Origin of the sequence: Paraburkholderia sp. GAS334, assembly GCF_050436625.1 — a bacterium.
Taxonomy (GTDB): Bacteria; Pseudomonadota; Gammaproteobacteria; order Burkholderiales; family Burkholderiaceae; genus Paraburkholderia.
In genome coordinates this window covers 1-25643 of sequence record NZ_JBNDMO010000003.1, presented here as the reverse complement: position 1 = coordinate 25643, position 25643 = coordinate 1, and the positions used below count along the sequence as shown (strand labels likewise).

Below are 25643 nucleotides of genomic sequence, written 5' to 3'. Positions count from 1 at the left end.
GCCATTCATGAGCCTGCGCTCACGGCACGCGAGCCGGAACACGAAAGCAACGGAGACAGACGATGAAACGGTTTCGTATTACCAGCGCGACAAGCATCGTTCTAATCATGCTGTGCATCATGTACTTCATCACCTACCTCGACCGCGTGAACGTCAGCACGGCAGCGGCAGGTTTCGGCAAGGAATTCAGTCTGTCGAACACGCAGATCGGACTGGTGTTCTCGGCGTTCGCGTATCCGTACCTGCTGTTTCAGGTGATCGGCGGATGGGTGAGCGACCGCTTCGGCGCGAGACGAACGCTTCTCTTCTGTGGGGCACTGTGGGCCGTTGCCACGCTGTTGACCGGCTTTGCGGGCGGCCTCGCTTCGCTGCTGGCAGCGCGTGTGTTGCTAGGACTCGGCGAGGGCGCGACGTTTCCAGCGACGACCGCCGCGATGTCGCGCTGGATCGCCAAAGAGAAGCGAGGCTTCGCGCAGGGCATCACACATGCCGCTGCACGCATCGGCAACGCGGTCGCGCCCGGTGCGATCGTCCTCGTGATGGCGACCTGGGGATGGCGCGAGTCGTTTTACATCTGCGGCGCGATCAGCCTGATCTGGGTCGCGGTCTGGTGGCTCACTTTCACGGAGCATCCGAAGGACCATCCGCGCATCACTGCGGACGAACTCGCGACCCTTCCTTCGCCGAAGCCGAAGGTCGCCAGTGTTCCGTGGATGCCTCTCTTCAAACGCATGGCGCCGGTGACGATCGTCTACTTCTGCTATGGCTGGACGCTCTGGCTGTTTCTCAGCTGGATTCCACAGTACTTCCTGCACAGCTACCACCTCGACCTGAAGAAATCGGCGCTCTTTGCCTCTGCTGTGTTCTTTGCGGGCGTGGTGGGCGATACGCTCGGCGGCATCGTGACCGACAGGCTTCTCGTGCGCACGCGAAGCCTGAAGTGGGCACGAAGCAGGATGGTCTCGGTCTGCATGCTGCTCACGCTGGCGTCGCTCGTTCCGCTGATGTTCACGCACAACCTGTATGTCTCGATGACGTGTCTCTCCGCTGGATTCTTTTTCGCCGAAATGACGATCGGGCCGATGTGGGCCATTCCGATGGACATTGCCCCGCAATGCTCGGGCACGGCGAGCGGAATGATGAACACGGGTTCGGCGCTCGCCGCGATCATCTCGCCGGTGCTGTCCGGGTTCCTCATCGACCGGTTCGGCAACTGGGAGTTGCCGTTTGTCGGCAGCATGGCGCTGATGGCGGTCGGCGTGGTGCTCGCGTTTCGCATGCAGCCCGAAAGCAGATTCGAAACCGGCGAGACGCAGCGCGAGCATGCCGTTTCGCATCTCGGAGTGTGAGCGGTATGGCCAGCTATTCTGCGATCAGCCGCAGTCTCGCTCAGGCGTGGAGCGACCGGACCGTGCTCGAAAGCCTGCCGGCGGAACGCATTCCCGCCGATGCAAACGCCGCCTATGCGATCCAGCACGAAATCATCGCGCAGCGCGGCGGGCAGATCGGCGGCTGGAAGGTCGGCGCGAAGTCGCCTGCCGGCCCGATCCAGGGCGCGCCTCTGCCGGCCGAGGCGTGTCTCGCGAACGGGGCGCGTGTTGCACGCAGGGACTACGCGCCGCTCGGTCTGGAACTCGAAATTGCGTTCAGATTCGGCCGTACTTTCGAGCCGCGCCACGAGCCCTGGTCGGACGGCGAGGTGATGGGCGCGATCCAGTCGATGGCGGCGGCCGTCGAGATCGTCGCGAGCCGTCACGCGGCCTGGCCCGATGTCGACAAGCTCGCGCAACTCGCGGACCTGCAGAACCACGGCGCGCTGATCGTCGGCGAAGAAGTGGCGTATCGCGCGGACTTCCCATTCGTGTCGCCCGCGCTGCAATTCACTTTCGATCACGCGAACATCGCCGCGCAGGCGGTGACGAATCCCGCCGGCGATCCGCGGCGCCTCCTGCCATGGCTCGTCAATCACTGCACGTGTCATCGCGCGATCGCCGTGACGCCGGACATGATCGTCACGACTGGCTCGTACACCGGCATGGTGTTCCCGTCCGCTGCGGGCGTTGCCCGCGGCGAGATCGATGGACTGCCCGCCGTTCACCTTGTGTTGTCGTAGTCTCGAACAGGTTTGCCGAAATGACCCATCCCAGCGCCGGACTGCTCGTCAAACCGGTTCATCTTGTGCCGTCAGCGGCGCGCCATGTCTCGCCGCTCGCCCGCCGCCTGCGCGAAGCCCTGCGCGGCGATGTCTTCTTCGACAACGCGAGCCGCGGACGCTACGCGACGGACGCGTCGATTTACCAGATCATGCCGATCGGCGTTGTGGTGCCGCGCGACCAGGACGACCTGCGCGCCGCACTCGAAATCGCACGGGGCGAGGGCGCTCCGCTCCTCGCGCGCGGCGCGGGCACGAGCCAGTGCGGGCAGACGGTGGGCGAGGCGCTCGTCGTCGACACGAGCAAGTGGCTGAACAACATTGTCGAGTTCGATGCCGATGCGCGCACCGTGACGGTCGAGCCGGGTGTCGTGCTCGATCACCTGAACGCATGGCTGAAGCCGCACGGCCTCTGGTTTCCGGTGGACGTTTCGACGGCTGCGCAATGCACGATCGGCGGCATGGCGGGCAACAACTCGTGCGGCTCGCGTTCGATCGAATACGGCAACATGGTCCACAACGTGGTGTCGATCGACGCCGTGCTGGCCGATGGCAGCGAAGCGCGCTTCGAGTCCCTGAGGCTGCCCGCGCAGGGCATGCGGCTCAACGGGATCATCGACGGCGTGCGTCACATTGCGACGCGTGAGCGCAGCGAAATCGCGGAGCGCGTGCCGAAGGTGCTGCGGCGCGTGGCCGGCTACAACATTGACCTGTTCGACTGTCAGAATCCGCGCGCCTATACCGACGACGGCTTGGCCAATCTTGCGCATCTGCTGGTCGGGTCGGAGGGCACGCTCGCATTCAGCCGGCAATTGACGCTCAAGCTCGTGCCGTTGCCTGCGCACAAGGCGCTTGGCGTAGTGAACTTCCCGACGTTCTATCAGGCAATGGACCTTGCGCAACACATCGTCAGGTTGCGTCCCACGGCCGTCGAGCTTGTCGACAGTACGATGATTGAACTGTCGCTGTCGAATCCTGCCTTTCGACCGGTCATCGAGAAAGCGCTGGTCGGCAAGCCCGCGGCGATTCTGCTCGTGGAGTTCGCCGGCGACGATGGCGCCACGCAGTTCCAGCGCCTCGCGGAACTCGATGAACTGATGAGCGACCTCGGTCTGTCCGGCTCGGTCGTGAAGATGCCCGATGCAGGCGAGCAGAAGGCGCTGTGGGAAGTGCGCAAGGCGGGCCTCAACATCATGATGAGCATGAAGGGCGACGGCAAGCCGGTGTCGTTCATCGAGGACTGCGCCGTGCCTCTCGAACATCTCGCCGAATACACGGAGCACCTGACCGGGATGTTCCACGAGCACGGCACCGAAGGCACCTGGTATGCGCACGCGAGCGTCGGAACGCTGCATGTGCGACCGATTCTGGATATGCGTCGCGACGGCGGCGTGAAGATGCGTGCGATCGCGGAACAGGCGGCCGAACTCGTGCGCGAGTACAAGGGCGCGTATTCGGGCGAACACGGTGACGGGCTGTGCCGTGGCGAATGGGTTGCGTGGCAGTACGGGCCGCGCATCAATCAGGCGTTCAGCGAGATCAAGCAGCTTTTCGATCCGGAAAACCGCTTTAATCCGGACAAGATCGTACGTCCTCCAAAGATGGACGACGCGCGCAATTTTCGCTTCGCACCGGGCTATCGCGAGAAGGCGTTCACGCCGTCGCTCGACTGGTCCGCATGGAACGTGAAGCGCGATCCGCTTACCGGCGTCGAGACAGCGCCGGGCACAGGCGACGACCTGAGCGGCGGCCTCGCCAAGGCTGTCGAGATGTGCAACAACAATGGCCACTGCCGGAAGTTCGACGCCGGCACCATGTGCCCGAGCTATCGCGTGTCGAAGGACGAACAGCATGTCACGCGGGGACGCGCCAACACCCTGCGCCTCGCGATCTCCGGGCAGCTCGGCGAAGAAGGGCTCGCAAGCCGCGAGGTCAAGGAAACGCTCGACCTGTGCGTATCGTGCAAGGGTTGCAAACGCGACTGCCCGACAGGCGTCGACATGGCGAAGTTCAAGATCGAGGCGCGCGCGGCGTGGACGAAGCGTCATGGCACCCCGTTGCGCGAGAGGCTGGTCGCGTTCATGCCACGCTATGCGCCGTATGCCGCACGCGTCGGCGCGTTGATCGCCGCCACCGAAAAAATTCCCGTGCTTTCCGGCTGGATGAAACGCGCGCTCGGTTTCGCTTCCGAGCGGTCGTTGCCGCGTTTTCGGACGTCTTTCCTGTCGAATGCGGTGACCCGTCGACCAGGCGCATCTGGTGCATCCGGCGCATCCGCTACAAAGGAAGTGCTTCTGTTCGTCGATACCTTCAATGACCACATGGAGCCGGAGAACGCCCGTGCCGCGCAGACAGTGCTGGAAGCCGCGGGCTATACCGTTCACTTCAACACGCGAGCGGGCGAGCGGCCCGTATGTTGTGGACGCACGTTCCTCGCGGCGGGCCTCGTCGACGAAGCGAAGCACGAAGCGCGGCGTCTTCTGGATACGCTGATGCCGTTCGTCGAGCGCGGGGTCGCGGTGGTCGGGCTGGAGCCGTCGTGTCTGCTGTCGATGCGTGACGAATTCCTGCAATACGGCTACGGCGACGAGGCCCGTCAGCTCTCGGAGTCCGCCTTCCTGTTCGAGGAGTTTCTCGTGCGTGAGAAAGCGGCGGGGCGGTTAGACCTTCCGCTGCGTGCGCTCGATGCCCCGCGCGCGTGGGTTCACGGCCACTGTCATCAAAAGGCGTTCGACGCGTTTCGCCCCGTGCAGACCGTGCTCAGCTGGATCCCGGGGCTGGATGTGAAGACGATCGAGTCGTCCTGCTGCGGGATGGCGGGCAGCTTCGGTTACGAGAGGGAGCACTACGCGGCGTCTAAGGCGATGGCGGAGCTGTCGCTCCTGCCCGCCGTGCGGCAGGCAGCACAAGGAGATCTTGTCGTCGCAGACGGCACCAGTTGCCGCCATCAGATACGCGACGGCGCGCAGGCGGATGCACTGCATGTGGCGCGTGTGCTGGCCCTCGCACTTGATGCCGGATCTTAAGTGCCCGTCTGTTGTGCAACTTCGGTGTTAGCCTGGAGGCACCCGGACTCACGTCGGGCGCCGGACTTCGAACTGTCCGGCGCCCGCCGCTCCAGGCAATGAGCGCTTCACTTCGGTTGCGCAACGTACCGCAGGTAAGGCTTCACGGTTTTGAAACCCTGCGGATATTTTTGCATCGCAGCATCGTCGGAAACGGATGTTGGAATGATCACGTCTTCACCCGGTTTCCAGTTCACCGGCGTCGCCACCGTGTGTTTCGCGTTGAGCTGCAGCGCATCGAGCAGACGCAACACTTCGTCGAAATTGCGGCCGGCGCTCATCGGATAGACGAGCGTGGCTTTGACTTTCTTGTCCGGCCCGATGAGAAACACGGAGCGTACGGTCGCGTTGTCCACCGCGGTGCGCGGGCCGCCGCTCGCCTCAGGGTGAATCATGTCGTAGAGCTTCGCGACCGTCAGGTCCGGGTCGCCGATCAGCGGGTAGCTGATCGCGTGGCCCTGCGTCTCTTCGATATCCTTGACCCACTTCTCGTGGTCGCTGACGGGATCGATGCTGAGCCCGATAATTTTCGTGTTGCGCTTATCGAATTCTGGCTTCAGGCCCGCCATGTATCCGAGTTCCGTGGTGCAAACGGGGGTGAAATCCTTCGGATGCGAAAACAGGATCGCCCAATGGTCGCCTATCCATTCGTGAAAACGGATCGTCCCTTCGGTGGTTTCGGCGGTGAAATCCGGAGCTTCTTCTCCTAGTCGAATCGACATCATCATTCTCCATAGTGCGGGTGCACCAGGGTACTAGTGCCGCTGTCGGAGCGACGGCCCCCGGGCTGCCTGGGTGTTTAGTCAGGTGATTGGTTTGACTCGGGATCAACCTCCGGCTCGTTGAACCGTATCGCGCGGGAGGACACTCTGCGGGCGCAGCGGATCCAGAGGCCCTCATCAATAGACGTGATGCGGGACAAACATCGGGACGCGCTGCAGGTCGCGCTTATAGCGTAGAACAAAAAAAGACTTTCGAATGGCGCGATCTGAAGGGCCGATATTTCCAGGCACTGCGTTCGGCATGCGTTTTCATACGGCCTTGCGTAAATCGTGCCTGAAAGTGGCCGCTCAGGGGTGCCGTCAACCTGCTTTTGCCGGTCGCGAGCGTCCATGCGTCGCTCGTGTCACAGCTCGCGCATGCGCTGGACGGCGGGCACGCGCGTCTCGCGAAATGCGGCGATCACGGCAATCACAACCGACAGCGCTGCCACGCCGAGCAGGAAAGCAAGAAAGACCCAAGGCACACTGAGGTGCTCGGGTGGAGGATCGAACACACCGGTCAGCAGCTTGACCAGCATCCATGCCAGCGCAAAGCCAGTCAGCGTTCCGATGGCCGCCCCGCCGACCAGGAGCATGAGTGCCTCGCTCCACAAAAACGCACCGAGCTGACGCGGCCTGGCACCGAGCGCAGACAGAATCGCGAACGTGCGCCGCCGGTCGGCGAAGCCTAATGCAATGATGAGTCCCGTTGCGCCTGCGACCATCAGCGCCGCCGCACCGAGTTCGAGTTGCGTCAGGCCACGCAGATCGACGGCCGTCAAGCTCGAACTGATCATATGCTGGACCTGCCCGATGTCGCTGACCTTGACGGCGCCGAGTGGCGCGACCACCGCTCGCGCTGCCGCGGCAACCTGCTCTGGCGGCGCGGTTGTCTTCAGCAAAACGATTTCCGCCGCGCTCGTGCCGGTTTGCTGTGCGACGTAGCCGGCGTTCGCGACAAGGAACGAGTCGCGCGGCGCGGTCGGGAATTCGCGCACGACGCCAACAAAACGAAACGGCACTACGTGATATTGACGATCGCCCGCGTTCTGAAGTCGAAGATTGATCTCGTCGCCCGGGTGCAATTGATAGTCCTTCACGGTCTCTTCGGACACGAGGATGCCGTTCGGATGCTGGAGAAGCGCGTCGAGCGATCGTTGCGCATCGCCGCCTTCGAAAAAGGCGTCTGCCATGCGCGTCGCCTCTCCGATGTGGCGGGCGTCGATGCCATACAGGTCTTGCAGGTCTGTGCCCACATAGGCGAAGCGGTGTTGCATTCGTTGGGCCGCGCTGATTCCGCGCAACGCCGCAATTTCGTCGAATCTGGCTGACGCGGGCGCCTGCGAAGTCCCGGTCACCGTCACGTCTGCGCCGTTCGTGAGTTCCGCGTCCACCCGCGCCTGCGCGTTGTAGGTTGCGTTGAATACGGCCGTAGACGTCGCAAATGCGAACGCCAATGCGACCAGCGCGATGCCCTGCGTCATTCGATTGCGTTGCCGGCTCATTGCTGCGACGGCCACGCCGGCGAGCGAGTGCGCCAGCGGACGAAACCATACGGCGAGCGTGCCGCGGCCACGCCGCAATCCCGCGAGACCCAGCCGGATGGTCAGCAGACCGGATCCTGCCCAGGCCATTGCGGGCGCGAGAAAGGCGACGTAGTCGATTGACGATGACGGCGTTCCTTCGGGTGCCAGCACAACCTGATACCCCGTGCTCCATGTCCGCCAGAAAATGACGGCCGACAGTGCGAGAAGCACGAGGTCGAAGTAGACCCGCTGCCAGAGGCGCGGTCGGATGGAACCCGTCATCCGGCGGGCACTCGTGACGGACGTCGTACTCGCATCGATCCAGGCTGTCACGAGAATCGCGGCATTTGCCAGCACGATGCCCGCTATGGCCGCGCAGGCAATCCAGACCATCGACGAAGCCCCGAAATAACCGGCATCGGGAAACAGACGCGACAACAGTGCAGCGAGAATCAGTCCAGCAAGCGTCCCGCCGACGCCGACGCACATCGCCTCGACGGCTGCCAGCTTCATGATCTGGGCGCGCGATGCGCCACGGATCCGTAGCAGCGCCTGATCTCGCCGTCGCCGTCCGGAACCTGACGCAACGACTGCAATCGTCAGTAACGCGCCCAGGAGCGCGCCGGGTGTGCCCAGAAACAGGAACAGGACTTTTGCGTAAAGCGCGTCGCTGCGTACGCCGTCGAGCCGCGCAGCAAGATTGTCCGCGACGGGCGCACTGCCCGCGATGCGCGTCTCGAGGTTCTTCGCGGCGCCCTGCACCTGGGCCTGGGCAGCTTCGGGATCGCCCGGAAGGCCGTCGTGCGCGAGTCCGACGTGAAGCTGTATGCGTACCGCATGCGGTTGGGCCGTGGCCTCTGCGTCGAACAGGCGGTGCCACGCGCCGATCGGAAGCAGAAGCACATTGTCCGGGGGCGCTTGCGGTACTGCGCCGGGCGCAGCACCGATCGTCTGAAACATCGCGTCGGCGTTGGGCAAATCGACGATGCCGGTGATCAGTACATCGGCCGGAGCCCGGGCCGGACGACGAATGCTCACGGTATCGCCAATGCTCACGTGCAGGTTCGCGGCCGTTTGCTGCGCAACCAGAACGCCATCCAGATTACCCAGCAGCAACCGGACCTGACCCGGAAAGTCCCGGAAATACGAGTGGGAGAGTCCGAGCACTTTACCCTTTCCGGTTGTCTGTACGGTTTCTCCTGTGGTGGCTTCGAAACCATCGACATCGGCATAGCCGACAGCTTGCTGTCTGGTGACGCGCGCGGCCTTTTCGATGGCTGCCGCCGCTTGCAGGACCGAAAGCGCGTCAGTCGTCGCGGACTCCAGTTGCACCTGCCAGTCGACGGGCAGGCTCGCGGCGGCCCGCAGTGTCATCGAAGCGACACTCTGCGCGATGAAGGCGCCAAGCGATGCGATCAGCGCGACCGTCACCGCGACGCCCGCCGCCATGCCCACGAGCCTGCCCCTGCGCGCTCTGACGAGTCCGGCGAACCATAGACCGATCATGTTCGGTTATCCGTCGATCCGGCGCCGGTGAGCACGCCGCGCTCCATGTGCCAGATCGTGTTCATCCGTTCTGAAACAGCCGGATCATGCGTAGCGATGACAAGCGCCGTCGACGTGTCCGCGAGATGCGCGATCAGTGCGTCGAGCAACGCCTGACCGGTAGCCTGATCGAGCTGGCCCGTGGGTTCGTCGGCGAGAATGATGAGCGGCCGTCCGACCGACGCACGCGCCACAGCAACGCGCTGCATCTGCCCGCCCGAGAGTTCCTCCGGCATTTTCTGCGCAAGCGCCTCGAGACCGAATGTGGCAAGCGCGTCGGCCACGGCGCGTTCGACACTGTCCGCGCAGGCGCCGGAATCCGCTGTATCGGCCATCAGGAGCGGCAGCGCAACGTTTTCGCTCACGGTCAACGGTTCCAGCAGGCTCGGTGTCTGGAACACAAGCGAGATTTTTGCGGGGCGGAGCGTATCTGGCGAACCCAGCGCGGGCCAGGCGATCACGCCACTCGTCGGCGTATCGAGTGCTGCCATCAGATGCAGCAAGGTTGTCTTGCCGCTCCCCGACCGGCCCGCCAGCGCGATGCGAGCGCCGCGTTCGAGGACGAAGCTGGCTGAGGCGAGCGCCACGACCTGCGTCTCGCCGTGCCGGTAGATGCGGCTGAGCGACTGGGCTTCGATGAGTGCATCACGCATCGACGAGCCTTCCATCGCGAATCAGGAGCACACGGTCCGCACGCGAGGCCAAAGCCTTGCTATGCGTTGCGATCAGCGCCATGTCCCGGTTGCCGTGACATCGCTCGACCAGATGATCGAGGATCACGGTTTCGGTTGCCGCATCCACTTCGGCGGTCGGTTCGTCCGCAAGGAGCACCTTGGGCTCGGCGGAGAGCGCCACCGCGAGTCCGGCGCGCGCCGCTTCGCCGCCAGACAACTGCGACGGATGCGCGCCGCGTCGTCCGGCAAGGCCAGTCATTTCAAGCAGCGCGCCGAGTTTGCCTCGATCCTTCCTGCCAGCCAGCGACATCTGCAAGCTCATGTTGCCCTCGACGGTGAGGTGCTCGAACAGGTTTCCCGACTGCATCAGCATGCCGATGTGTCGTGCCCGCAAGGCCGCACGCACCGCTTCGGGTCTGCGTGAGAGGCGTTGGCCCATCACATCGACGTGGCCGCCGTCCGGTTCCTCCAGTCCCGCAAGACACGCGAGAAGCGTCGACTTGCCGCTGCCGGAAGGCCCCAGCAAAGCGACGAGTTCGCCTGCGCACAGTTGCAGTGAGATGCCCCTGAGCGCTGCGGTCTCGTCGTCGCCCCGGTGATAGAAGCGGTAGAGTTCGAACGCTTCGAGCCGAGGCTCATCAACGCCACTGGAACGAATGAACGATGAGGTTCCATTGATCGGCATTGTCGGCTCCCAGGGGCGAGGAGAGATCTATCGTGGCGAGTGTGCCGCCGCGATAGATCAAATACCGGTGATTCTCAAGACGGAGTCGCTTGTTCGTAACGGGGTTCGGTTCCGAATTGGACGTGTAAATAATGAGCACGGCCGGTCCGGCGTGCAGCGATACATTTCTGATTGCACCGATCCTGACTGCATGGCCGGTCCTGGCGAGTTCAGCGGCTTCGCGCCCGGTAACCGACGATGCCGTGGGCGCGCTCGCAGCTGGCGCAACGCTAATCTCGACGATGTTGTACTTATCCACAAACCTCGCGCCGTCGTGGCGTTCCTTGCGCGCCCAGCCTTCGGGGACCTGGAGCGAAAAGCCTGCGGGAGACCGGTAGGTGACGAAGATCTGGCTATCCGGAATGTCACCCGGCGGGCTCTTTTCGGGCGTGGCGGCTTGCCCGGTTGTCGCCACTCCGCCTTCGGCGGCTTGCAGTGTGCAGGGCAAGGCTGCGAAAGCAAGCGCAATGGCCGAATTGCGCAGTACATGCTGACGGGCTGGCTTCGGCATCGGTCCCTCCATGCGGTCGCGTCGGAGCAGGTGACGGCGACCGACGCTCAGCGCCCCAGCGATCTAAAAAACATGACCGCAGGTCTATTCCTGCAGGAGCGCTGGTTCGTACGATCCAGATTCAAACCATAGTCCGCCAACCTTAGGACACGCTTAGCCGCCTTGCCTGGTGTGAAGCTCGCATATACCCCGGGCGTTCTTCGGCCAGGTGTGCCGATCGGGATCACGCGGTCAGTGAAGCGCCGGGATCGATATTGACACCGGCCCTTTTAATGTGGAATAGTATTCCATATATTGTGGGATAAAATTCCACACGGTGTTTACCCCGCAGACAACACGCTAGGGAGGCAAAAATGGCAAGCACTTCGCAGGAGCTCAGCTACTCCGGCGTCCTGGACCGTGCTCTGGCAATCATCGAATTACTGACAGAAAGTGCGGACGGGCTGCCGTTGAGCGCTATTTCGGAGAACCTGCGGATTCCTCGCAGCGCGACGCACCGGCTGCTGACGTCGCTTTCCGGTCACGGCTACGTGCGTCAGGAAGAGGAGCGCGGGACGTACGTCCTGACCTCGAAGATTCAGGTCCTTGCCTTTCGGCATCTGTCGGTGAGCGGATTCGTGGATGCTGTCCAGCCCGTGATCAACCGGCTCGCGATGGAAACCGGTGAACTGGTGCGACTTGCGGTTGCGGACAACGGGCGACTGACCTGGGTGGCCCGTGCGCAGGGTGCCCGCTCCGGGCTGCGGTACGACCCGGACATGGGCATGGAAGCGAGACTGTCCTGCTCGGCCACAGGTTATGCGTGGCTTTCGTGCATGAGCGACGAAGCAGCACTCGCGCTCGTTGAAGCGCAGGGTTTGGGCACGCCCGATGAGTTCGGCCCCGCAGCGCCGCAGACAGGTGCCGAAGTCCTCGAACGCGTTGAATTGGCCCGTCAGCGCGGGTACGCAGTGGCGATCCAGACGTTCACGGACTGGATGTCCGCGATGGCCGCGCCGCTCGTGCACCCGGTCAGCGACAAGGCAATTGGTGTGGTGAGCGTGGCGGGCCCGGTGTTTCGCCTGACCGAAGCGCGCCTGCACGAATACGCGCCGCTCCTTCTGGAAGCCGTAGAGGAAATCAGTCATCTCATTCCGGGGTCTCCCGCCCTGATGAACCCGGCCATGGCAGCACTCAGCGCCCGACAGGGGCTCATCTCGTAGCAACTGTGGAAATGAACAATCCGGCGCAGATGAATTGCGATCTGCTCGTCGTGGGTTCCGGCGCCTCGGGTCTGGCCGCCGCTGTCACTGCGGCGTGGCATGGTCTCAAGGTGGTGGTGGTCGAGAAAGATGCCGTATTCGGCGGCGCGACCGCGTGGTCGGGTGGCTGGATGTGGGTGCCAGGCAATCCGCTCGCGAGGCGCGCGGGGATTATCGAAGACCCGCAACAGCCGCGCACTTACCTCAGGAACGAGCTGGGTGAGCGCTACGATCCAGTGCGGGTGGACGCGTTTCTCGACAACTGCCCGCACATGGTCGCCTTTTTCGAAGCGCACACGGCGCTGCAATTCGTCGACGGCAATGGCATTCCGGATATTCACGGCAACGTTGAAGGCGCAGCAACTCAAGGCCACCAGGTCATTGCCGCGCCGTACGACGGACGGCTGGTGAGACCGCTCATCAAGCGTCTGCGCAAGACGATGCGTGAGACTTCGTTCATGGGCATGCCGATCATGGCCGGTGCGGACCTCATGGCGTTCCTGAGCATGACGCGCTCGCTCAAGTCGTTCATTCACGTGACGAAGCGCTTTACGCGGCACCTGCTCGACCTGGCGCGCTACGGCCGCGCGATGCAACTGGTCAATGGCGTCGCGCTGGTTGCACGCCTCGCGAAGTCGGCGGAGAACCTGGGCGTCACGCTGATGGAGTCCGCGCCTGCAAAGCGTCTCGTTTTAGAACACGGTGCGGTACGCGGCGCGGTGGTCACGACGGCAAAGGGCGAAGTCGAAATTCGCGCGAGCAAGGGCGTCGTGCTCGCGGCCGGCGGCTTCCCTAACGACGTGAAACGACGCAAGGCGCTCTTCCCGCGCACGCCGACTGGCCGTGAACACCTGGCGCTGCCGCCCGAGAGCTGTTCGGGCGACGGCATCAGTCTTGGTGAATCCGCGGGCGGTTATCTCGTGACGGATGTCGCATCGGCTGCGGCATGGGCTCCCGTATCGAGGGTCACGCATCCGGACGGAAGCATTGGCCACTTCCCGCACATCATCGACCGTGCAAAGCCTGGCGTGATTGGTGTGCTTTCCAGCGGCAAGCGTTTCGTGAACGAGGCAGACGGCTACTACGACTACACCTCGGCGATGATCGCGGCGGCGCCTGAAGGGCAGGAAGTCGCATCGTGGCTCATCTGCGATCACCGTTTTCTGCGCCGATATGGCCTCGGTTACGCGCGGCCTTTCCCGGTTCCGGTTGGCGCGTTCATCCGCCGTGGCTATCTGCAGCGCGGCGCGACCATCGAGGAACTTGCAAGGCGTTGCGGTATCGCGCCCGAAGGCCTGGCCGCGACCGTCAAGGTCTACAACGAGTACGCGCGGCGCGGCGAGGATCCGCACTTCGGACGCGGCTCGACACCGTATAACCGCAAGGGCGGTGACCCGTTGCACGAGGGCCTGAATCCGTGCGTCGCGCCGATCGAACAGGGACCGTTTTACGCGGTGAAGGTGTTCCCGGGCAGCTTCGGAACGTTCGCCGGCCTGAAGACGAACGGCTCCGCGCAGGCGCTCGATCAGGAGGGCAACGTGATTGCCGGCCTCTATGCGGTGGGGACGGATATGGCCAGTGTGATGGGCGGTTTCTACCCGTCGGGCGGCATCAATCTCGGTCCGGCCATGACCTTCGGTTATGTGGCGGGCCGCCACGCGGCGGGTGTGACGGGCTACGAAGGTAATGACGGGGTAGACACCGTCAGCAGGACAGCACAGGCGGCGGACCCGGCGCCGCTGTCCACCCGCTGACGGCAAGTCCAGCTTCAATGCAATACGAAAAGATATTTCGTTAAAGCGGGAATCACACAGCGGGGAGGCGCGAATGAAGCCGATTCGCCGCCGCGCTAAATGGAGAAGACATGTCACAGCACAATCATCGCCCGTTGTCGCTTGCTGCGTTGACGGTGATCGAACTGACGCCGCCGCAGATGGTCGAGTGCGCGGCCGAGGCCGGCTACGATTTCGTCGGCCTGCGGCTTCTACCCGCGACCGGGCATGAAGTGCGTTACGACTTCATCGGCGATACGCCGCTGAAACGCGAGACGCTTCTGCGCCTGAAGGACACCGGCGTGCGCGTGCTCGACGCCGAGATTCTTCGCCTCAAGCCCGATACCGACGTTGCCGGCTACAAGCCGATGCTCGAAACCGCGGCCGAACTTGGCGCGCGCTATCTGCTCGTGGCCGGCAACGATCCCGACGAAGTGCGTACAGCGGAACACCTGGCGCAATTGTGCGATCTTGCCGCGCCGTTCGGGCTCACGCCTTCTCTCGAACCGATGCCTTGGACTGACGCGAAAGACGTCACGCAGGCCGCGCGCATCGTGAAGGCGTCCGGGAAGCAGAACACGGGTCTCATCGTCGATCCGATTCACTTCGATCGCGCGGGCTCATCGACCGATGAGCTGCGTTCCCTGCCGCGCGAATACTTCGGCTACCTGCAGTTCTGCGATGCGCCCGCCGGGCGTCCGAAGGATCTTGAGACGCTGCTCTATCAGGCGCGTTGCGAGCGGCTGATTCCGGGCGAGGGTGGCCTTGATCTCGCGGGCATTCTGCTGGCGCTGCCCGACGGTGTGCCGATCAGCATCGAAGTGCCGATGGAGACCTGGGCGAAGACGGCGAAGGCCGTCGAGCGTGCACGAAGGCTACGCGAAGCGACGCTCGCCGTGCTCGATAAAACTTATGGGCGGAACTGATCACCTGCCGGTCGGCAGCCCGAAACGGAGCATCGCGAACCATGATGGCCGGGCTGGCCGAGTGCAGCCAGACGTCCGCATACCCTTCTTCGAACGCACACGCTGCGGGCCGCCGTCTCAGTTAGCGAGCATTTCGATCACGCTGACCACGAGGGCAAAAACGCTGATGCAGCCGCCGAGGGTGACTGCGCCTTGCATAAAGGGTGACATACGCTGCTCCGTTGAGGTGAGGGACGGCGCCTATTAGATCTCAACAGAAAGGAAAAAGAAAGGTTTGGATCAGGCCGATCAAGTGTCGCTACCGGGCAGGACCGGACGCTGGACAGTTACATGCCCGGCCGGAAAATACGCTCCGACTCCAGGACTATGGATTCGATGACGCCACCGGAAGAGGTGTCGACTGCAGGCGGGCAGCAAGCGTCTCAAGTACATTCAGCGCAATTTCCAGGTCCGGTTGAGTCATGGTTTTAGCGAGCGCTTTCGCCCACACTTCCTCGGAAGCGATCGCGGCGTTGTAACTGCAACGGCCAGCGTCGGTCAGCTCGTAGAGGGGCGAGCGTTCGTGGCGTGGATTTTCCTGCGCCGCAATCAATCCGTCTCGTTGCGCCTGGTTCAGTTGCTTCTGCGCGCCCTGCCTGGTCAATCCCATCGCGGCTGCAATCTGCGGGCATGAAAGTGCCCGGCCGGATAAAGCGATCGCGCCCATGACCTGCCAGCGCGCGCTCGTCATACCCAGGGGCGCCACGAGCTGATCGCCTTTGTCCAGGAGAAGCGAGTTGACCCGAAAAACCGTCGTCATGATCTGGGTCAGGACGTCGCCCGGCGCGATAGGTTTGCGATCCAAATTTAGCCTCGACTAGTCGGTACAGATGTTGGGTACGGCGACCCTGGTGAACAGGTGCGGCCTCGCCGTGACGCTCGACGGGTAAGCGCGAAGCTTGCTGGCAAACTCCGGATTCGTGAATGCAGCGCGAAAGTGCGCGACCGATTCCCAGACGGCGTAGTTCATGAAGACGCTGCTGCCGGCGATGCCGCGATGCAACTGCGTGGAGATATAGCCGGGCTGCTGCTTCATCCAGTTTGCGTCAGCTTCCCATGCGGCGAGCAACGCGTCGGCATCGGCCGGATCGACAGTGAATACATTGACCAGGACGGCCGGCGAAACCGACTCGTCGAGTTGCTGGCTGAGCGGCATGCGGGGATCGAGTGGTTCAAACGTGGGTATGATTTTCCCCTGAAGAAAGTAATAGGCGGCAGGGCGTTGAGGACGCTTCACCGAATGACAACCAGTTTCCGTTATTGGTAACCGGTTGTCAATGATGATTTTTTCCCGAGCTGTCGCTTTACGCGTCGGACCAATTCCGGCAATTGCATCAACCAAAACCGGCGAGCCAGCAAACTTACGAGTGGTGCGCCCGGCGGGGTAAGGTCAGTTCGCCGGAATTGCGAGGATAGGACCTTCGTCGCATGGGACGAACGCCTCAGTTGAAGCGGTCATTGCATAGGTCCAGCGATAAAAGTTGGCCGTGCAACTACTGAGCTACCAGTTTCGTGCTGCGTCGAGAAGAAGTTGACGACTCACATTGACCCGGTCGACTCCAGCGCTCCCTTTGCTGCGAGCTATGTAGAGGGATATTCGAGCCTTGGCTCTGGCATTTCGACCGATCAACTGACCCGTTTGCAGCATGTCGCTGCACAGGCACTCGGGAACGACTGACAGTCCGGTTCCTGCAGCGGCAGCGTCAAGCGCTGCCTGATAGTCCGGGACGGTGACCGAGGGGAGGTCCGGATTCCGCCCGAATGCCACGCGCCAATAGCTGGCGAGCGCAGGTAGCGGACCCTGGACTTCGATCAGCGGCACCCCGCCTGGCGCACCTGTCCGGAGCAATCGCTCACGCCAGCGTGGCGCACAAACCAGTATTAAGGCGCCTTCGTACAGGAGATCGTATTCGACTGCCTTGTGGGGAATTCGTGCCGGTGTCACGGCAAAATCCAGTTCCCCGTCGACTAGAGCCTTCATCAGGACAGGGGGCGGTGCCAAGCGCAAATCGAGACGGATTCCATACTGCGGGAGGGTCGCGAGGCCAGAGAAGATCAGTTTTGCGAAGCCGCTGGTTGATCCTGCATGAATGATGCCCTCCAGCGATGCGTTCTTACTGCCTGCTGAATCTACGACTCTTTGCAACGCGTCCAGGTGGGATCCCACCTGGCGCTCCAGTTCGGTGGCAGCCGGTGTCGACGCCAGGCCGCGCGGCAGGCGCTCGAACAGCTTGCACTTCAGGTGATTTTCCAGAACCTTGATGTGTCGCGATACAGCGGGTTGAGTCAGATGGAGTGCGTCGGCAGCTTTCGAAATCGAGTTGTGCCGGTAGACGCTGAGAAAGCTTCGAAGGTAGAGCAGCTGAGACATAAAAATATTTATGCGTAGACCGAAAACACATGATTTGTTTTTAGTCTACATCCGCCTTAGAGTCCGATCAACACTACCAGGAGGCATGCCACCATGGCCACACCACCGTCAGTCGTCCCCACGTTTCCCGATCTTCAGGGAAAGGTCGCCGTCGTTACCGGCGGCTCACATGGAATCGGAGCCGCAACGTGCCTGGCACTTGCGAAGAACGGCGTGAAAGTTGCCGTCAACGGTCGCGACGAAACGGCGATTCTGTCAACCGTGCACGCCGTGCGCGCCGCGGGAGGGAAAGCGATTGCTGCGCGCGCGAACTGTGCCCAACTGTCTTCGGTTGAGGAGATGCGGGTACGCGTCGACGCTGAACTTGGCGCACCTGATTTCGTCGTGGCATTTGCCGGCGGCGGCACCGGTCGGCCGGTGCCGTTTGAGCAGATCACAGAACAAGACTGGCGCTCAAGCATTGACAACAATCTGACGTCCACATTTTTCACCTTGAAATGCTTCCTGCCCGCAATGATTGCGCGCGGTTCCGGATGCATTGTCAACATGGCGTCTGCAGGTGGCAGGATTGCCGCCGGTGCACCCGCCGGCTATGGCGCCGCCAAGGCCGGGGTCATCATGCTCACACGTCATCTGGCGCATGAGGTGGGCCGGCACGGCATCCGGGTCAACTGCGTTTCGCCATCGGCGGTCCTCACGGAGCGAACCCGGCAGGCCATCACGGACGAACAGGAGCGACAGATGATCCCCGCTTTCCCGCTGGGTCGGCTGGGTCGTCCAGAAGATGTCGTCGCTGCGACTCTCTTCCTGCTGTCCATGACCTCATCCTGGATCACCGGCGTGACCCTGGATGTGGCCGGCGGCCGCGTCATGTCGTGAAAGATCACGTGGCGGCGGATGCCTCGGTGAAATGCTGCTGGCAGATTCAGACCTGGAATGCAATTCGAGGCATAGGTCATCAGGGCACATACGCCGCCCTAAAAACCTTGTGCGCTCCGCCATCGACGTCTTTGGGTCGATGTGCGAAATTCGCGAAGGTCTGTTATCGCGGAGGACGGCCGGCAGCCTCGAGTCCACTTCGGAAGTTCGTCGTGGTACAGGTCCGGCCGTCACGCCGGTCGTAGTTGCATTTCACTTGAATGCTATCGGGCTTCGGCTATGTTGTATCCGTAGCGAGACAAGAGTCCTTTCCTGGCCAGAACAGACATTCGGTCACAACCGGTGAGGGTCGCGAAATGAGCGTACAGCTAAACCATACTATCGTCTGGTGCCGCGACAAGCAGAAATCGACACGGTTCCTCATGGACATCCTGCAGGTGCCGAGCCCTATCGAGTTTGGGCAGATGCTGGTCGTTCAGTTCGCAAATGGCGTCTCGCTCGACTTCTTCGAAAGCGACAGCGCGATTTCCATGCAGCACTACGCGTTTCTGATCAGTGAAGAGGAGTTCGACGAGGTCTTCTCTCGTATCCGTGACCGAGGTCTTCAGTACTGGGCAGACCCCGGCAAACAACGTGCCGGCGAAACCTATCAGCACAACGGTGGCCGGGGAGTGTATTTCGACGATCTTGACGGTCATTTGCTTGAAGTCATGACCCGCCCTTATCAAATTGGTGCCTAGCAGATCGGCGTTCAACTGGAATCGGCACCCACACACGGGAAACGGAGTGTCGGAATTTTTGTGTGCAAGGCAGATAAAAGCCTGCCGTCTGGCAGGTCATCAATTGCATTCTACAAATGATTCCTGGTGAAGCGGTCCTCGTAGAGGATCGCGAACTGGTTCATCGCGGCTTTCCAGTCTGCGTGACAACGATAGAGACCGTACATTGACGAACCCGTCACCAGCCATTTTGTCGAAGTAACGTGGCTGGAGTTCACCTCATGAAGTCCTTTCGCTCTACCGCCGCCCTTGTCGTGCTCGCTGCCGGCTGCTCCTCGACCTGGTCGCCCGCCAGCAAGCAGACGGCCCGGCATATTCCGGCCGACACGGATACATGCATCCCGTGCGCTAACCACGGTGTGACGCATGCTGACTCCACGTCAAAGCCACCGGTGCTCAGCGTCAGTGCCAGCGATCCCGATACGCAATTAATTTTGCCCTGGTTCATCACTGACATCATCAACGCCGTTAACGAGCACGAATCTGTCGGCAACTTGCTGAATACGTTAAGAAGCGGCTTCTGACTACCCTCTTTAAGGCGGGCAGCGCGGATTTGAGAGTGTCACAGTGCGGCTGCGGGCATTCGAGCCGGATCTGAAAATGTCCGCCAGCTGGCAGCAGAGATCCACGCCGCGCCCGCTACGCTTCGCGCTCGCGAGCGAATTCACAAAGCCCATATCAGTGAATCTTCGTTTGCTCTCCTGAAGCCTCAAGCACGTTTGGATGGCCTTTGCGATGCCTTCCCGGCGCAAAAACAGCGTGAAGAGTCAGACCGATCGCCGCACCGACCAGTTCGGCAAGTACAAAGCCCGGCGAGCTGGCCGGCGCGATGCCGGCAAAGCTGTTGCTGAACATGCGACCGAACACTGCGGCCGGGTTTGCGAACGACGTTGATGCTGTAAACCAGTAGGCCGCACCGATATAGCCCGCCACCATTGAGGATGCACGCCCGGCTGGCGCACGCAGAATGACCAGCAGCAGACCGGCGGTCGCTACTGCTTCGGCAATCCACTGACCGGTGCCGGCGCGCATCCTGGTCGATAGTTGCAGGATCGGCAGGTCGAACATCGCATGGGCGAGCCACGCACCGAGAATCGCACCGATCAGTTGGGCAGCCACGTACGGCACCAGTTCAGACGCGGGCAACTCGCCTCGAATTGCCATCGCGGCGCTGACGGCGGGGTTGAAGTGCGCGCCGCTCAGAGGGCCGAACACCTCGATCAGCACATACAACCCGCCGACCGTGGCCAGCGTATTGGCGAGCAAGGCGATCGCGACATTGCCTCCCGCCAGACGTTCGGCCATGATGCCGGAACCGATCACGACAGCGAGCAGCAATGCTGTACCCACGAGCTCTGCGAGAACCTTACGCCGCAGATCGACCATGATGCTCAACTCCCTGAAATGACGGTCAGGGCTTGCTGAAGGTCCGCATCGCTCATCGTTTCAAAGGGCAGCGCGAGGAGTTGCAGCATGCGGTACCCGATCGCCTGACGGGTCAGTTCGAACGCGATGCGCTTACCCTCATCGCCACCCCGCGCGTCTGACGGATCGGCATACCCCCAACGGACCTTGACGGGACTGCCCGGCCAGTACGGACACGTCTCTTCGGCTGCGCTGTCGCAGACGGTAATGACGACACGCATCGATGGGGCGTCTTTGCCGGCAAACTCGTCCCAGCTCTTGCTGCGGTAGCCGCTCACGTCGATGCCCACGTTGGTCAACACTTCAACTGCAAAGGGATTGAGGTAACCACCTGGTGCGCTGCCAGCGCTGAAGGCGCGAACCTTTTTTCCGAGCTTTGCTGCCCAGTGGTTCAGCATCGCCTCGCCGAGCACGCTACGCGCCGAATTGTGCGTGCAAAGGATTAACACATTGGACGTCATCTGTTCCTCGTCAATCAGGTCCGGCCTCAACAGCACGACGACGAAGGCTTCACCGTGATCACAGCTGGCGTGCTTCGCGCCGACGCACAGCATGCGGAAGCATCGTCAGCGGATTTGCTGCCCGGTTTATCGTGCGATTCGCCAAACACCGGGATATCGGTCAGCGTGTGGTACGACTCCCATGCGATGCCCTGCGGGTCGACTGTCCAGTACTTGTCGGAGCGGACGTAGCAGCAGGCAGTGCCAATCTGCTCATCGACCGACAATTGCGCGTCTTGAAGGCGCACGTGCATCTCGGCAAGTTCCGCTTCGCTCTCGACCTGTACACCCAGGTGATCAAGGCCCGGGGTTGCTCCCCGTTGCGAGATCGCGAAATTGATTCGCGGATCATCAAGCATCCACTTGGCGTAATCGCCCTTGACGACAGTCGGCTCAGCCGCGAACAGCGCTGTGTAAAAGCGAATGCTGTCGGCAAGATCGGTGACGGCAACGTGAACGTGAAAATGCTTCATGACTGATTCTCCCGGGTGGGTGAACACACCGATTCCGGCGAGCAGGGGTTGCCGCCGCAGCAGTTTTCGGTGAGATAGGCCAGCAGGCCGTTCATGGTGGCAAAGTTCGCGCAATAGATAACGAACCGGCCTTCCTGGCGGCCCGTTACGAGCTGCGCGTGCGCTAACTCCTTCAGGTGGAAGGAAAGGGACGACGGCGCTACGTCCAGCAGCGTGGCGATCTGGCCCGCAGCCATGCCCTGCGGGCCAGCCTGCACGAGGGCGCGAAAGACGGCGAGCCTTGATTCGTGCGCAAGCGCAGCCAGTGCGGTAATGGTTTGGTTTGTTTCCATATTTCAATGATAGTCGAAATGTAGAAATTTGCAAACTGATGTCTGGCTGTCGCGCGCAAAGCCGGCGGCAACCTGACCCACGGCGCCCTCCGGCTACCAGATTCTCTATGGCTGACCTCAATCTGGGTTCGATGAGATCCGGCCCGCCGTGATCGACGTGTCGGGACGCGGATGTTGCCGGCCCTCTGTGCTGCGAGGAGTGCCGATCCAGTGGATTGCAGAAGCGATGAGCCCGAGCGCGATACCAAAGACGACGATGCCCGTCCAGCCGAAGCGGGTCATCAGCCAGCCGCTCACGATCGTACCGAGGGCGCCGCCAAAGAACGTGGCGGTCATATAGAGGCTGTTGATGCGGCCCTGCGCTTTAGGATCGACTGCGAAGGCGCGAGTCTGGTTGGACACCAACCCGGCCTGCACGCCGATATCGAGCACAATGACGCCGATCACCAGGAAAGTGAGCGAGGTCGCCGCGCCGGAGAGAAGCACGTAGGCAAGCGTAACGATGCCGATACTGGCCGCAATGACAGTGCGGAACCCCAGCTTGTCGGAGGCGCGGCCGCCGAGTGAAGCGGCAAACGCACCGGCTGCGCCGATGATGCCGAAGCCGCCTGCCCACGCGCTGCCGAGGTGCCATGGTCCGCTCGCAAGGAGTGCCGCCAGATTGACCCAGAAGGCGTTGAAACAGGCCCACAACAGCGCCTGGATAATCATCGATTCACGAATCGGACGATTGTCCCGCGCCAGTGGCCACAGCGATGCAAGCAGGCGTCCGTAGGAAAGATTCGTGGACGGCACACCCCGCGGCAGGAGCGAAGCGGCGGCAATCCAGACCGGGACCATGAACACAGCTTCGAGCCCGTAGACCGCGCGCCAGCCGTAAGCCGAACCGACCACGCCGGCGATCGTGCGGCCGAGCAGGATACCGACCATGATGCCGCTGACGACCGTCCCGACGTTACGCCCTCGCTCGCTCGGCCGCGACATGACGGCCGCGAAGGGCACGAGTTGCTGTGGCACGCAGCTGACGATGCCAAGACCAAAGGAAGCCGTGATCAGCGCCCAGATGCCGGGCGCGAGCGCCGCCGCCAGGGCGAAAATGAAGGCGAGCGCGATCTGACCGAGCACGAGCTTGCGCCGGTCGAAGCGGTCGCCAAGCGGCAACAGCAACGCCAGGCCGCTCGAGAAACCGAGCAGCGCCGAGCCGGCGACGAGATCGACCGTCGTCAGGTTGACCCGCAGGCCCGCTGCGATCAACGGCAGGATCGGCTGGGTGCAATAGATGTTGGTGATCACCGCGCCGGCGATGATCGCCATCATGACGACCTTGCCGCGCGACGCTACCGCGGGCGTAGATGGACTAACGGGTGTGGTGGGCAGGCCGCTCACGGCATTCTCCTTGATATTTCGATCTCTCCAGCATTTGCAGCGACTTGCTGCGGTCCAGAGCCTGATGTCGAACGTTACACACTTGCATTTACTAAGAGAATCCATCACGATTGGGAATCATCCTTCCGTTATTTGATAGACTCCATGAATCGTCTTGAATCCATGTCTACCCTCGTCGCTGTCGTTGATTCGGGCAGCCTGTCGGCTGCCGCGCGTCGCCTCGGCATGCCGCTGGCAACGGTCAGCCGCAAGGTTGGGGAACTGGAGTCGCATCTGAAGACGCGTCTGCTTCACCGCACGACGCGACAACTTTCGTTGACGGAAGCCGGGAGTTCATACGTGGCCGCGTGCCGGCGCATTCTTGAAGAAATTGGAGAGGCCGAGCGCGCGGCGACGGGTGAATACGCCTCGCCTAAAGGCGAGCTCGTGGTCACCGCGCCCGTCGTTTTCGGGCGCCTGCACGTCGTGCCGGTGGTTGCGGATTTTCTCGCGCACTATCCGGAGATCGACATTAGCCTGGTGCTCACGGATCGCGTCGTGCATCTGATGGACGAGCACGCCGACGTCGCGATCCGGATTGGCGAATTGCCCGATAGCACGCTGATGGCGACGGGAGTCGGAACGGTCCGCCGGGTCATATGTGCAAGTCCCGGCTATCTGGCAACGCATGGCGTGCCGGCCAGACCACGCGATCTCGCCGGGCATGAGTGCATTAGCTTCGAGGTCCTCGCGTCCATGCGCGCCTGGGTTTTCGGGTCCGGCAAGTCAGAGCTGTCCGTGCCCGTTCATTCACGGCTTGCAGTCAATACGGCGGAGGCAGCTATCGCAGCCGCGATTCGCGGAGTTGGACTGATACGTGTGCTGTCCTACCAGGTTGCAGACGCTATACGTGACAACGCGCTTTGCGTCGTGCTCGACACTTTTGAGTCGGCGCCATTGCCCATCAATCTCGTGCATAAAGGACAAGCGCCCCTGCCGTTGAAGTTGCGTGCTTTCCTCGACTTCGTGACGCCGCGCCTACGCACTCATACGTCGCGCGAACTCGCCGACGTCAAGACGGCTTGACTGCCGGGGCGGGCGCGCCGTCGTCTTCGCCAGCATGGCAACAGCGCTCTCGTCTCTTCCACCAGCGGTACGGCCATCGTGTCCAGGCTGGAGCGAAATACTCGCGGCCGCCAGTGAATCAAGGGATTTCCCTGGGGGACGATTGCAAAGAAAATTCGAGGAATCTGGTCGTCGATCGGCCTGTTCGCGAGTGATCGATGTCCAGTTTGACGGCGGCAAGAACCTACAGGTGGAACCCTGTTTTTAAAGGGAATTATTGCGATTCGCCAGCGTTTTTCCGCAGTGCAAGGTTCAGGCTTAATTGAATCTCGACAGCAACTGTCGAGATTCAATTAGCTTTGAACTGGTCATGCCGCTTGGACGAAGCTTTCGGGGCGTCCTGCTCAGCCAACTCTGAACCCGCGGTTCACTTAAGTTTGAACTATCTGAAGTTTTGTTCGTTTAACTTTGAACTTTCTGGAGCGCATCCAAAACTATAACGGCCGATATCGGCGCATCAGTCCTGAGTGGCCATGTCGGTAGCGTCGGCCTGTACCAGTGCGCGCACGAGCAGGTACACGGCAGGCAAGTTGTCGTCGTCACGTCGCCAGTCGACGGGTTCGTCCAGATCCATCCCGGACAAACGGCTGTCCTCAAACCGGACAAACGTCGAGCGCACGGTCTCGTTGTGCCTCGACCGGAAGCCCCGATTCTCAAAGACCTGTTCCTCGATTGTCAGCAGCGTCCGCCAGGTCGGCACTCGCGCGCCATTTGAGTAACGGCGACGGCCACTCTCGAGATAACGACCCGCGACCGTGGCAATGATCTGTTGGAGGTCGAGCGACGCGCTGCGGAGGGCGCGTTCGAAGGCGACAGGATTGGTGTCGTGGACATCCATATCAAGAGCAGAGTCGTTAGTCATGCCGTTATTTTCCTGAGGGCTTGCGGTAACTCGCAGCATCAAAGTTGATGCTTCAACAACGTTTGGTTTCGCTGTGCCAACAACTGGCGGATCTGGGCAAGATAGTTGTCGCCGACCGTGCAGTCTTCAACGGGCCGGCTATGTTGATGAGGCGTTGGCGGAGGTACGCCAAGATAGCGGCACACCGCAGACAGGTACGGTTTGCCGTTGCTTCCTAGATGTCGCGCAGCAGCAGCCACGCGCACGTCTCCGACATGCTTGCGCAGCCACGCAAGCGTGTCGCGATCACCGTCGTTCAAGATGCGGATGAGTTGGTTCATGACCGATCCTGTATATAAAAAAGGGCTATCCTGTTAGCACCAATTCGGCCATGATTGCAGGATGAAAGAAACCCTGCACATGCCTACTGCTGGCGAGGACTATCCTCGAACGTGGACCCAGTTTGAGGAATGGTTTGCCACCGAAGACGACTGTCTCCAATACATCGAGCGGCTGCGATGGCGAGACGGATTTGAATGTCCTCGCTGCGGATACCGGCACGAACCTTACCGTGGCAGCCGTTCCCGACTGATCTGCCGATCGTGCCATCTTCAATG

26 protein-coding genes are annotated in these 25643 nt (G+C 61.9%); 11 read left to right on the top strand and 15 right to left on the bottom strand.

All coding sequences use genetic code 11. The features are described from left to right. Window positions 1-62 precede the first annotated feature (62 nt). The 3 genes from P3T21_RS06990 to P3T21_RS06980 are packed head-to-tail and all read left to right on the top strand — an operon-like array spanning window position 63 to window position 5178. On the top strand, window positions 63-1349 hold the full coding sequence (locus tag P3T21_RS06990; RefSeq protein ID WP_429255203.1) for an MFS transporter: 1287 nt from the start codon (window positions 63-65) through the stop codon (window positions 1347-1349). 5 nt (window positions 1350-1354) lie between these two features. Beyond that, on the top strand, window positions 1355-2113 hold the full coding sequence (locus P3T21_RS06985) for a 2-keto-4-pentenoate hydratase (protein WP_429255202.1): 759 nt from the start codon (window positions 1355-1357) through the stop codon (window positions 2111-2113). Window positions 2114-2133: 20 nt separating this feature from the next. Beyond that, window positions 2134-5178: an FAD-binding and (Fe-S)-binding domain-containing protein gene (locus P3T21_RS06980; RefSeq protein ID WP_429255201.1), complete on the top strand. Its 3045-nt coding sequence runs from the start codon at window positions 2134-2136 to the stop codon at window positions 5176-5178. Window positions 5179-5285: 107 nt separating this feature from the next. Here the strand turns inward: P3T21_RS06980 and P3T21_RS06975 are convergent, their stop codons facing one another. The 5 genes from P3T21_RS06975 to P3T21_RS06955 form a co-directional block, all read right to left on the bottom strand. Beyond that, window positions 5286-5939 (bottom strand): peroxiredoxin, encoded by a 654-nt coding sequence (locus P3T21_RS06975; protein ID WP_429255200.1) that lies wholly within the window; start codon window positions 5937-5939, stop codon window positions 5286-5288. Between the two features lie 404 nt (window positions 5940-6343). After that, window positions 6344-9010, bottom strand: coding sequence for an FtsX-like permease family protein (locus P3T21_RS06970; RefSeq protein WP_429255199.1), 2667 nt, complete (start codon window positions 9008-9010; stop codon window positions 6344-6346). Next, entirely contained in the window at window positions 9007-9702 is a 696-nt protein-coding gene (locus P3T21_RS06965; protein WP_429255198.1) for an ABC transporter ATP-binding protein, read from the bottom strand. The genes P3T21_RS06970 and P3T21_RS06965 overlap by 4 nt, the downstream gene beginning before the upstream one ends. Continuing rightward, window positions 9695-10408, bottom strand: coding sequence for an ABC transporter ATP-binding protein (locus P3T21_RS06960; protein ID WP_429255197.1), 714 nt, complete (start codon window positions 10406-10408; stop codon window positions 9695-9697). The genes P3T21_RS06965 and P3T21_RS06960 overlap by 8 nt, the downstream gene beginning before the upstream one ends. Then, window positions 10362-10958 (bottom strand): hypothetical protein, encoded by a 597-nt coding sequence (locus P3T21_RS06955; RefSeq protein WP_429255196.1) that lies wholly within the window; start codon window positions 10956-10958, stop codon window positions 10362-10364. The genes P3T21_RS06960 and P3T21_RS06955 overlap by 47 nt, the downstream gene beginning before the upstream one ends. Before the next feature lie 353 nt (window positions 10959-11311). Between P3T21_RS06955 and P3T21_RS06950 the strand changes: the two genes are divergently transcribed. The 3 genes from P3T21_RS06950 to P3T21_RS06940 all read left to right on the top strand — a co-directional run bounded on the left by P3T21_RS06950 (window position 11312) and on the right by P3T21_RS06940 (window position 14897). Further along, complete coding sequence (locus P3T21_RS06950; protein ID WP_429255195.1) at window positions 11312-12160, top strand: IclR family transcriptional regulator; 849 nt, start codon at window positions 11312-11314, stop codon at window positions 12158-12160. 11 nt (window positions 12161-12171) lie between these two features. Next, on the top strand, window positions 12172-13953 hold the full coding sequence (locus P3T21_RS06945; protein WP_429255194.1) for an FAD-dependent oxidoreductase: 1782 nt from the start codon (window positions 12172-12174) through the stop codon (window positions 13951-13953). Between the two features lie 110 nt (window positions 13954-14063). Next, window positions 14064-14897 (top strand): sugar phosphate isomerase/epimerase family protein, encoded by an 834-nt coding sequence (locus P3T21_RS06940; RefSeq protein WP_429255193.1) that lies wholly within the window; start codon window positions 14064-14066, stop codon window positions 14895-14897. 364 nt (window positions 14898-15261) lie between these two features. Here P3T21_RS06940 and P3T21_RS06935 read toward each other — a convergent pair whose 3' ends face one another. From P3T21_RS06935 to P3T21_RS06925, 3 genes are all read right to left on the bottom strand, one after another. Next, window positions 15262-15741: a MarR family winged helix-turn-helix transcriptional regulator gene (locus P3T21_RS06935; protein WP_429255192.1), complete on the bottom strand. Its 480-nt coding sequence runs from the start codon at window positions 15739-15741 to the stop codon at window positions 15262-15264. Between the two features lie 12 nt (window positions 15742-15753). Continuing rightward, window positions 15754-16122, bottom strand: a complete 369-nt coding sequence (locus P3T21_RS06930; protein ID WP_429255560.1) for an antibiotic biosynthesis monooxygenase family protein — start codon at window positions 16120-16122, stop codon at window positions 15754-15756. A gap of 315 nt (window positions 16123-16437) precedes the next feature. Beyond that, window positions 16438-17307 (bottom strand): LysR family transcriptional regulator, encoded by an 870-nt coding sequence (locus tag P3T21_RS06925; RefSeq protein ID WP_429255191.1) that lies wholly within the window; start codon window positions 17305-17307, stop codon window positions 16438-16440. A gap of 93 nt (window positions 17308-17400) precedes the next feature. Here P3T21_RS06925 and P3T21_RS06920 point away from each other — a divergent pair, with 93 nt between their 5' ends. From P3T21_RS06920 to P3T21_RS06910, 3 genes are all read left to right on the top strand, one after another. After that, the gene (locus P3T21_RS06920) at window positions 17401-18186 is read left to right on the top strand and encodes an SDR family NAD(P)-dependent oxidoreductase (protein ID WP_429255190.1); all 786 of its coding nucleotides are present in this window, start codon (window positions 17401-17403) and stop codon (window positions 18184-18186) included. Window positions 18187-18542: 356 nt separating this feature from the next. After that, window positions 18543-18926, top strand: a complete 384-nt coding sequence (locus tag P3T21_RS06915; protein WP_429255189.1) for a VOC family protein — start codon at window positions 18543-18545, stop codon at window positions 18924-18926. A 260-nt stretch (window positions 18927-19186) separates the two neighbouring features. Then, window positions 19187-19489: a hypothetical protein gene (locus tag P3T21_RS06910; RefSeq protein WP_429255188.1), complete on the top strand. Its 303-nt coding sequence runs from the start codon at window positions 19187-19189 to the stop codon at window positions 19487-19489. 154 nt (window positions 19490-19643) lie between these two features. Here the strand turns inward: P3T21_RS06910 and P3T21_RS06905 are convergent, their stop codons facing one another. The 5 genes from P3T21_RS06905 to P3T21_RS06885 all read right to left on the bottom strand — a co-directional run bounded on the left by P3T21_RS06905 (window position 19644) and on the right by P3T21_RS06885 (window position 23081). Further along, window positions 19644-20351, bottom strand: coding sequence for an aquaporin (locus P3T21_RS06905; protein ID WP_429255187.1), 708 nt, complete (start codon window positions 20349-20351; stop codon window positions 19644-19646). Between the two features lie 5 nt (window positions 20352-20356). Next, entirely contained in the window at window positions 20357-20851 is a 495-nt protein-coding gene (locus tag P3T21_RS06900) for an arsenate reductase ArsC (RefSeq protein WP_429255559.1), read from the bottom strand. A 26-nt stretch (window positions 20852-20877) separates the two neighbouring features. Beyond that, on the bottom strand, window positions 20878-21363 hold the full coding sequence (locus tag P3T21_RS06895; RefSeq protein ID WP_429255186.1) for an ArsI/CadI family heavy metal resistance metalloenzyme: 486 nt from the start codon (window positions 21361-21363) through the stop codon (window positions 20878-20880). Beyond that, entirely contained in the window at window positions 21360-21695 is a 336-nt protein-coding gene (locus P3T21_RS06890; protein WP_429255185.1) for an ArsR/SmtB family transcription factor, read from the bottom strand. The genes P3T21_RS06895 and P3T21_RS06890 overlap by 4 nt, the downstream gene beginning before the upstream one ends. A gap of 117 nt (window positions 21696-21812) precedes the next feature. Further along, window positions 21813-23081 (bottom strand): MFS transporter, encoded by a 1269-nt coding sequence (locus tag P3T21_RS06885; RefSeq protein ID WP_429255184.1) that lies wholly within the window; start codon window positions 23079-23081, stop codon window positions 21813-21815. Window positions 23082-23225: 144 nt separating this feature from the next. On the opposite strand from P3T21_RS06885, the gene P3T21_RS06880 reads away from it, so the two are divergent. Next, the gene (locus tag P3T21_RS06880) at window positions 23226-24146 is read left to right on the top strand and encodes a LysR family transcriptional regulator (RefSeq protein ID WP_429255183.1); all 921 of its coding nucleotides are present in this window, start codon (window positions 23226-23228) and stop codon (window positions 24144-24146) included. Between the two features lie 496 nt (window positions 24147-24642). Here the strand turns inward: P3T21_RS06880 and P3T21_RS06875 are convergent, their stop codons facing one another. Then, window positions 24643-25086, bottom strand: a complete 444-nt coding sequence (locus tag P3T21_RS06875; protein ID WP_429255182.1) for a DUF2471 domain-containing protein — start codon at window positions 25084-25086, stop codon at window positions 24643-24645. Continuing rightward, window positions 25086-25367 carry a hypothetical protein gene (locus P3T21_RS06870; RefSeq protein WP_429255181.1) on the bottom strand — a complete coding sequence of 94 codons (282 nt, stop codon included), beginning with the start codon at window positions 25365-25367 and terminating at the stop codon, window positions 25086-25088. The genes P3T21_RS06875 and P3T21_RS06870 overlap by 1 nt, the downstream gene beginning before the upstream one ends. Window positions 25368-25428: 61 nt before the next feature. Between P3T21_RS06870 and P3T21_RS06865 the strand changes: the two genes are divergently transcribed. After that, window positions 25429-25643, top strand: a 215-nt coding sequence (locus P3T21_RS06865; RefSeq protein ID WP_429255180.1) for a transposase, incomplete at its 3' end; no start/stop codon positions are given.

Bases quoted from the DNA above. Each gene is read 5' to 3' on its own strand.
- P3T21_RS06950 (WP_429255195.1), top strand. From the start codon at position 11,312: ATGGCAAGCACTTCGCAGGAGCTCAGCTACTCCGGCGTCCTGGACCGT.
- P3T21_RS06985 (WP_429255202.1), top strand. From the start codon at position 1,355: ATGGCCAGCTATTCTGCGATCAGCCGCAGTCTCGCTCAGGCGTGGAGC.
- P3T21_RS06890 (WP_429255185.1), bottom strand. From the start codon at position 21,695: ATGGAAACAAACCAAACCATTACCGCACTGGCTGCGCTTGCGCACGAA.
- P3T21_RS06915 (WP_429255189.1), top strand. From the start codon at position 18,543: ATGAGCGTACAGCTAAACCATACTATCGTCTGGTGCCGCGACAAGCAG.
- P3T21_RS06905 (WP_429255187.1), bottom strand. From the start codon at position 20,351: ATGGTCGATCTGCGGCGTAAGGTTCTCGCAGAGCTCGTGGGTACAGCA.
- P3T21_RS06980 (WP_429255201.1), top strand. From the start codon at position 2,134: ATGACCCATCCCAGCGCCGGACTGCTCGTCAAACCGGTTCATCTTGTG.
- P3T21_RS06900 (WP_429255559.1), bottom strand. From the start codon at position 20,851: ATGACGTCCAATGTGTTAATCCTTTGCACGCACAATTCGGCGCGTAGC.
- P3T21_RS06955 (WP_429255196.1), bottom strand. From the start codon at position 10,958: ATGCCGAAGCCAGCCCGTCAGCATGTACTGCGCAATTCGGCCATTGCG.
- P3T21_RS06945 (WP_429255194.1), top strand. From the start codon at position 12,172: ATGAACAATCCGGCGCAGATGAATTGCGATCTGCTCGTCGTGGGTTCC.
- P3T21_RS06965 (WP_429255198.1), bottom strand. From the start codon at position 9,702: ATGCGTGATGCACTCATCGAAGCCCAGTCGCTCAGCCGCATCTACCGG.
- P3T21_RS06920 (WP_429255190.1), top strand. From the start codon at position 17,401: ATGGCCACACCACCGTCAGTCGTCCCCACGTTTCCCGATCTTCAGGGA.
- P3T21_RS06895 (WP_429255186.1), bottom strand. From the start codon at position 21,363: ATGAAGCATTTTCACGTTCACGTTGCCGTCACCGATCTTGCCGACAGC.
- P3T21_RS06925 (WP_429255191.1), bottom strand. From the start codon at position 17,307: ATGTCTCAGCTGCTCTACCTTCGAAGCTTTCTCAGCGTCTACCGGCAC.
- P3T21_RS06990 (WP_429255203.1), top strand. From the start codon at position 63: ATGAAACGGTTTCGTATTACCAGCGCGACAAGCATCGTTCTAATCATG.
- P3T21_RS06875 (WP_429255182.1), bottom strand. From the start codon at position 25,086: ATGCTGCGAGTTACCGCAAGCCCTCAGGAAAATAACGGCATGACTAAC.
- P3T21_RS06880 (WP_429255183.1), top strand. From the start codon at position 23,226: ATGAATCGTCTTGAATCCATGTCTACCCTCGTCGCTGTCGTTGATTCG.
- P3T21_RS06970 (WP_429255199.1), bottom strand. From the start codon at position 9,010: ATGATCGGTCTATGGTTCGCCGGACTCGTCAGAGCGCGCAGGGGCAGG.
- P3T21_RS06910 (WP_429255188.1), top strand. From the start codon at position 19,187: ATGAAGTCCTTTCGCTCTACCGCCGCCCTTGTCGTGCTCGCTGCCGGC.
- P3T21_RS06960 (WP_429255197.1), bottom strand. From the start codon at position 10,408: ATGCCGATCAATGGAACCTCATCGTTCATTCGTTCCAGTGGCGTTGAT.
- P3T21_RS06940 (WP_429255193.1), top strand. From the start codon at position 14,064: ATGTCACAGCACAATCATCGCCCGTTGTCGCTTGCTGCGTTGACGGTG.
- P3T21_RS06975 (WP_429255200.1), bottom strand. From the start codon at position 5,939: ATGTCGATTCGACTAGGAGAAGAAGCTCCGGATTTCACCGCCGAAACC.
- P3T21_RS06870 (WP_429255181.1), bottom strand. From the start codon at position 25,367: ATGAACCAACTCATCCGCATCTTGAACGACGGTGATCGCGACACGCTT.